At 46.5% G+C, this 7,570-nt stretch carries 3 protein-coding genes; 2 read left to right on the top strand and 1 reads right to left on the bottom strand.

Going from position 1 to position 7,570, the window contains the following annotated elements; translation table 11 throughout:
• Positions 1-70: 70 nt before the first annotated feature.
• Positions 71-3,430 (top strand): EF-hand domain-containing protein, encoded by a 3,360-nt coding sequence (locus RID21_RS27780; protein WP_350194655.1) that lies wholly within the window; start codon positions 71-73, stop codon positions 3,428-3,430.
• The gene (locus RID21_RS27775) at positions 3,427-5,373 is read left to right on the top strand and encodes an SUMF1/EgtB/PvdO family nonheme iron enzyme (protein WP_350194653.1); all 1,947 of its coding nucleotides are present in this window, start codon (positions 3,427-3,429) and stop codon (positions 5,371-5,373) included. Before RID21_RS27780 ends, RID21_RS27775 begins: the two co-directional genes overlap by 4 nt.
• A 20-nt stretch (positions 5,374-5,393) precedes the next feature.
• Here the strand turns inward: RID21_RS27775 and RID21_RS27770 are convergent, their stop codons facing one another.
• Positions 5,394-6,968 (bottom strand): glycosyltransferase family 39 protein, encoded by a 1,575-nt coding sequence (locus RID21_RS27770; protein WP_350194651.1) that lies wholly within the window; start codon positions 6,966-6,968, stop codon positions 5,394-5,396.
• Between the last annotated feature and the right edge of the window lie 602 nt (positions 6,969-7,570).

Genomic DNA, 7,570 nt, shown 5'->3' with positions numbered 1-7,570 from the left:
ACGGAAGCGTAATTTTCAGGTATGCGACTTTAACGTGAACGGACGGCTTTCCTTTGCTGAATATCAATGTATGCCTGATATCTTTTCGCCAGAGGAACGGGCCGCGGTCCCCGATCCCATCGCAGAACTCGCCAAACAGGCACATCAAGAGTGGGTGAAAATTCAAAAAGCCGCCGATCAGAATTCGGACGGACTGATTTCTCCCGCAGAATGGCCTGAAAAGGAATTGAGGAAGCTATGGCCTCCACTGGCAGAACTTGAATTCGGTAGATGGGACACTAACCAGGATGGGCAAGTTTCTCAGCAGGAAGCCCGGCAGTTACTCGACATCGCCTACGGCATGAAACATATAGATGGTTCCGATTTACGTTCGGAAAATGGCTGGGTGGTTTACCGTTCCTATTTTACTGGAGTCGACAAAAACAAAGACCACAGGCTTTCCAAAGAGGAATATCTGCCTTCGATCCGCTGGCCCGAAGAGAAAGTACTGGCGCTGTTTCTGGAACTGGATATCGATAAGGATGAGTCGCTTTCGATTCAGGAATTGAAGAAATCAACGACTTCCTACATCGACGAATTCAACTTCTTTTTACGAACCGATAAAGATCTGGACGGACTATTAAGTCCCGAGGAAATGGGAGAGGTCAATTCGAATGACCGCTACCCGAAGCGTCTCAAACAGGGTATGGCGGCCTTCGATACAAACGGCGACGGTAAGTTCTCGTTGAAAGAATTCCGCCTGTCGCCGGTGGGCTGTTTTTATGTCACGCTGCGTCTCTCTGGACAAAAAGATCAGGATCACGACGCCCGGCTGTCCTGGCAGGAATTCTACACCGAACCCGCGCCGCAGTTAATGGGACTGCTTTGGGAACAGTTCAAAACCTACGATCGCAATCAGAGCGGCTTCCTGGAACCGGACGAATATGAGTTCAAGATCACCCCTTCTAAATTAGCACCGGAAAATGCATTCGCATTTAGTGACAAAAACGGGGATCAGCATCTGGACCAGGATGAATATCTGGCTCTGGCCAATAATTTGAGTCCCAAACTGGCAAAACGAAACTTCCATTTCGTCGATTATAATGGCGATCAGAAACTATCACTCAAGGAATATCAGACATTACCCAACCTGTTTCCCCCAGAGAAACGTGCTCCCGTTCCGGATCCGATCGCTGATCTCGCCACGTCGGCTCAGCAGAGATGGCAGAAGATCTGGAAAGCGGCTGATCAAAATGCCGACGGACTATTGACGGAAAAGGAGTGGCCTCAAGAAGAATTGAAAAAACAACTTCCCCCGCTAGAGAAACTCATGTTTTCCAACTGGGATCAGGATGGGAACGGGCAGGTTACAGAAAAAGAAGCCCGGCAACTCATCGATGTGGCTTATGGCATGAAGCATGTCGATGGATCATCACTCAGAAACCCTAATGGTCAGGTGCTTTATCGTTTCTATATACAACGCACTGATAAAAATGGGGACCACCGGCTCTCTAAAGAAGAATATCTTCCCTCAATTCGACTGCCAAAGGAAAAAGTGGAAGAATTGTTTACCCAAATGGATGCAGATAAAGATGGCTTTTTAACTTACCCTGAGATGAGACGGACCAGTAATACCAACATCGACGAATTCGCTTATTTTCTGAGCAGAGATAGCGATCTGGACGGTCTGTTGAGCGCCGAAGAGTTACTCAAATTCAATTCCAACGACTCAACGCCCAAGAGACTTCCCCAGGGTATGGCCGCTTTTGACGAGGATGGAGACGGCAAGCTCTCACTGAGTGAATATCGTCTGGCACCTGTTGGTATTTCGTACGTGACCCTGAGAGTGTATGACCGAATTGATACAAACCTTGATGCCAGGCTGTCCTGGGAAGAGTTTTATGCGGAACCTGCGCCTCAACTGATTGGATTGGCTTGGGAACTTTTCTCTCGTTATGATCGCGATCAAAGTGGACAACTGGAACTCGATGAATTCGAATTTCGCATTGATTCATCGAAGATGTCGCCCGAGAACGCTTTCACCGCCCGTGATCAGGATCAGAATGGCACTCTCTCTGAAGAAGAATATCTTTCCACAATCCCCCAGGCCCGGCTAAAAGCAGCACAACGAGATTTTCATCTGGTTGACTTTGACCAAAACGGTCAGCTTTCCTTTACCGAATATCAGACATTGCCTGATTTGTTTCCGCCAGAAAAACGAGGGCCAGTTCCCGACCCGGTTGTCGAACTGGCTTCAGCTGCTCAGCAAACCTGCATGAAAATATTTAAAGCAGCCGATGCGAATGCAGACGGGCAATTATCCGAAAGTGAATGGCCTTTAAAGGAATTGACACAGAAACTTCCCCCTTTGTCAGAAGTGAAATTCCGCGACTGGGATCGAAATCAGAATAGCCAGATCTCGGAACAGGAAATGCAGGATTTAATTGACATCGCTTATGGTTTGAAACACGTAACCGGGGCTCCTCTACGAACTCCCGATGGCCGTACCCTCTATCGCTCTTACATTACTTATGCAGACAAAAACGGAGACAACCGACTCTCCCGTGAAGAATATATACCCTCTATTCGCAGACCGAAAGAACAGGTCTTATCGCTCTTTGAAGAACTGGATGTTAATCGTGACGGATCCCTGGATTACATTGAGCTTTCCGAATCTCACTTGTCGAATATTGACGAATTGAAATTCTTCCAACGCAGTGATACGGACTTTGACGGTTTATTGAGTGTCGAGGAACTGGCAAAGGTCAATTCAAATGACTCAACACGCGAACGGATTCCGCAGGGAATGGCCGCATTTGACAGCAATCAGGATGGTCACTTCTCTCTCAAAGAATTCCGCCTCTCTCCCATGGGCTGTAACTATGTGACGCTCCGCGTCTACGGCAGACAGGACAAGGATCATGATGGGCAACTTTCCTGGAACGAATTCTATACTGAATCCTCTCCTCAGTTGATTGGTTTATCTTGGGAACTGTTTAAGCGGTATGATCGCAACAATAACGGTCAGCTCGAGTTAGATGAAATTGAATTTCGATACAACCCGGCAAAAATCCCTCCCGATAAATATTTTGCTGTCGCTGATTTAAATGGAGATGGAAAACTCACTTTTGAAGAGGTATTTACCGACTCGGTTCCCGAACAATCTGATGTCAGAGCCTATCGCAGTTATCAAATCCGACTGGCCCGGGCCGAAGACAAGTTTTTTCAAGATGATCAGAACCAGGATCAGTCTCTGGACTTGGACGAGTACATTGAATCACACAAAGCGGCAGAATTGATTGCGGAAAGGCATCGTAGAGCCGTGGGACGCACAACAGCGGACGATGGTTCAAAATGGTTGTTTCCGGTATTGGGAACTTTGAATGTCTTCCTCCTGGTGGGAGTGGCTATTTTCTTTTTACGCCGAAAGACGAGCCAAGGATCAAAATGAAAATGGAATCCCAATATTCAGCTGGTTCTCGATGGAATCATGATCGACTCACCGCTAGAAATGGCCTCGGCAGAATTGAGTTAATTATCATCTCTGCTTTACTTGTATTATTTCTGGCTCTCGCTTTGCCTGCAATTCTCTCATCTCGGGAGAGTGCACGATATTCCGCATGCGTAAATCGTCTGCATGATCTGGGTGTGGCACTGAGACAGTACCATGATAACTTTCAATCACTCCCTCCAGCTGCGAACTGGCATCCGGGGCGATATCGTTCCATGATGCTCAATCAGAATCGCCGTGTCGATTTACTCACTTATCAGAACTGGGCAATTTTACTCCTGCCTCATATCGGACAACCCGGTCTGGCCGATATTTATGATATTTCTCAACCAATTGGTGCAGATGAAAACACACAGATACGCACTACCATGTTGGATGAAATGCGTTGTCCTTCTGATAGTTACAACCGTCTGGATAATTACCACCTATTTCAGCTATTTCCTGATGAGCCTCCGCAGGTGGAATTCGCCCGGGGGAATTATGCGATCAATCTCGGTACCCAGTGCCACCGTCCCGATATAGGCACTTCCTCAAGGCCAGCTGGAGAGGGAGTGCAAATCATTGCTGACGCGGACCGACGAGTATTTCAATATGCTGGATCAGGGATTGCAGGGATCAATCGTTCTTTTTCTTACGATGATTTCAAAAATGGTCAATCAACCCTTGTTGCGTTGGAAGAGGTTCGTGCAGGTATTCATCCACTGGATGCAAGAGGTATATGGTCTCTAGGGCAAATTGGTGGAAGTATCACGTCTGCACATGGGATCTCTGGGGATGATGGTGGCCCTAATAATCAATGGGCACGATCGGATGATGTTCTCGGCTGCGGCAGACTGCATACAGTCATTGGAGCTGAAGCACTGAAAGAAGCACGCATGCCTTGCGTACATTATGTGGACCGAAATGATCAGGCTACTGCTCGCAGTATGCATGAACAGGGAGTAAATGTATTGTTTTTAGATGGAGCCGTTCGTTTCGTGCATGATCAGGTAGACCGCGGTCTCTGGCATGTGATGCATTCCCGGGAAACACCGGCTGAGATACTCTCCGATCAGTTCGAATCCCGCTTAAGTGATCTGGAGCCGCCTCCGGACGCCAAAGTCGATCAGGTGGAAAAGTTGCCAGAAACAATTTCGCCAGGTAAATCGTTTAAGAACTCCCTGGGTATGAGCTTTGTGGTACTTCCTGCAGGTGAATATAAGATGGGAATACCTGATGTGGGAAACGGCTCAGTGCCTCCAGAAGAATGTCCCGTTCACCTGGTCCAAATCCCTGAGCCAATTAATATGGGCCAGTATGAAGTCACACAACAACAATACGAAGCGGTAATGGCCAACAACCCCAGCTTTCATGAAATTAACCAATTGCGAAACAGCGTTGATCATTTTCCAGTCGAGCAGGTTAATTGGAATGAGGCATCGGAATTTTGCCAACGTCTCAGTGAACTTCCAGAAGAACAAGCCTCGGGTCGCAGATATCGCCTCCCAACGGAAGCGGAATGGGAATACGCCTGTCGTACAGGGAAGTCCGAGGCTTATGACTGGCTCGCAGCCAGAAAAACTCATCAGCAAACTGGTGAGAACGCTGGCTTGGAACCCCCTTTGGAGATTCAGCCGGTTGGTAGTTATTCACCCAACGAATTCCAATTGTACGACATGCGGGGAAACGTATTTGAATGGTGTTCTGACTGGTTTGACCGCAGTTATTACAGTCGTTCCCCAAAGAAAAATCCACAGGGACCCGCTTCAGGCTTTTTGAAAGTCGTTCGTGGGAGTGACTGGATCTTTGTCGGAGAACTCTGTCGGATCAATTATCCCATCCTTGCCCCCTGGAAGTCCAATCGCTTTATCGGCTTTCGCGTGGTTTGTGAGGTGGTACCTTAAATAAGGCTATAGAGTATGCTTTAAAGAACATCTGTTGCCACTTGATTGGGGGGCTGGTGCTCATAGCAACGTATGATGAAATCGGCATTGAATTCCTGGAAGCGTTTTCGACTGACCTCATGCCATCCAGGTGGTAAATTGACCATCCAGGTATGCCCAAACCACTTATCAGCATCGAAAGTCCAGACCCGCGTATGAGATTGATTCTTCAATTCAGAAATCTTTAGATACTCATCATCGCGCATCACTGCTGTTCCTTGATAATAAGGATAACCACGGGGAGTTCCTTGTGTAAAAAGTTGATCCCTATCATCAATATAGAACACAATGGATGTAAACAACATGGGATTACAAACAATTACGGTTTCCTCTGGCTCGCGCTGATCGTTCAAGTAGGTCACAGCCCCACGCATGCCTGGTAGCGAGACATTGAGTGTTCTAGTTAAATATTGCTCTTTTGCCAGCCAACCCATAGCTATCAGGACCAGTAGAATACCAGTCCTGCGAAATATCTTCCATGGAATATTACTAACTGCAACAGCAATCGAAATCAGAGCAAACACCTGTGCCGAAATTAGATACCGGGGAACAAAAACAGTCCTCATATAGAGGGATACGATCGCAGCAGCAAGAAACGGTAGCAGCGTCGTCAGTATCACAAAATAATCAGCGGGCCGACGCTGAATTGCTAACATCAAAAAAACAATCAAAAAGAACTGGGCCACCAACACTCCCGTCACAGGAGTGACACTGTAAAACCATCGCAGATCAAAAGACATTGCCAGTCTGGTCCCAATATAGGGCCATGTGATATCTGCAGTAGGCATTTTCACATCTACTCTTTCCCGGTGTTCTAGAAAGACCAGTAACCAGGGGAGAAATAGAAAATAGAACGTAATTCCCGAGATCAATACTGTCTGCAGTGAAACTTTTTTCTCTCGCTGGTTCAAGCGTTGATATCCAACATACCCCAAGGCAAAACCATATTGGGCGATCGCAATAAATAAACCAAAATAGTGAGTGTACGCCTGCAAGACGGAGAGGAGAGTAAACAGGATCCAACTCCCTTTTCCACTGTTTTTTCGAAACATGGCTCGAAATAAAAAGTAGCTTGACCAGACGGCAAACGTCGGAGCCATCGCATACATGCGAACCTGTTGCGCCCAACTGATTTGAAGCGGACTTAACGAAACAAGTACTGCGGCCAGAAGTGCGGCGTAACGAGAATCTGGTTTTGGCCTACTATCTGATGATGTCTGATAGGCTTCTTTGACGAGAAAGTATGTTCCAGCAACAGTAGTCATACTGCAGAGCGCACTTAAAATACGTGGTGCGGTAAGATAGTTGCTAAATAGATATACCCAGAGTTTTAATGTCAGATAGTACAAGGGCGGGTTGTCGTCATCATGCATATTTCTTTCCACCATATCCAGAAGTGGGAACTCCGCCATTTTCAGGGTGAAGCTTTCATCAAACCAGTATGACACTTGATTAAGATAAGAAAATCGAAAGAAACCTGCTACGACTAAAACAACTCCTAACCAGAGATACTCACGGTTTAATTTACCAGAAGCAATCGTTTCGGATGTATTCATTTCAGTTGCCGCACTCGCGATTGAAAGCGCCGTAATTTACTGACAAACTTATTCTGTGAAGACTAATTACCTTAATTTACACATGATATCTAAAAGAGCAATCTTACTATATTCGGGACGTGACAGATAAAGAAAATATCTCAATATTGTTAGATTACATGTTGTAGGCCCCCCAAAAAAATATCTTGATCCATGCAAAATGCGTGATATTTTGCTATCTTGTATTGTAAGTAGGTAGATCAGACTGCTTCAGTCGGAAGAACAGATTGCTTTTTCTTTGCGATAGCATGACTTCCGAGCTGCATCGGCTGAGATCGTCAGGAAGATGGGGGCAACGAACAGACATTATTCCGAGCATAAGAGGTACACCAGTTGAGGCATCGCTGATGTCCGTAGATTGAAGTCGTTGGGAGAGGAGAACCGTAAGCTCAAACAACTGATTCAGAGGTGGGGTCTACCACTGGTCTGCTTTTCAAAAACCGATCCAATTGTTATGGAGGTCATTAGCGTCCCTTTGACGAGGAGAACTTTTGATGATCAAGCGAAGAAAACGTCCCAACCCCGAGCAGATTGTCCGCAAGCTGCGTGATGCAGATGCGATG

Origin of the sequence: Gimesia sp. (assembly GCF_040219335.1) — a bacterium.
Lineage (GTDB): Bacteria > Planctomycetota > Planctomycetia > Planctomycetales > Planctomycetaceae > Gimesia.
This window is presented reverse-complemented; position numbering and strand designations above follow the sequence as displayed.

What these genes read in the sequence shown, in the direction of transcription:
- RID21_RS27780 (WP_350194655.1), top strand. Translation starts at nt 71, where the DNA reads ATGCCTGATATCTTTTCGCCAGAGGAACGGGCCGCGGTCCCCGATCCC.
- RID21_RS27775 (WP_350194653.1), top strand. Translation starts at nt 3,427, where the DNA reads ATGAAAATGGAATCCCAATATTCAGCTGGTTCTCGATGGAATCATGAT.
- RID21_RS27770 (WP_350194651.1), bottom strand. Translation starts at nt 6,968, where the DNA reads ATGAATACATCCGAAACGATTGCTTCTGGTAAATTAAACCGTGAGTAT.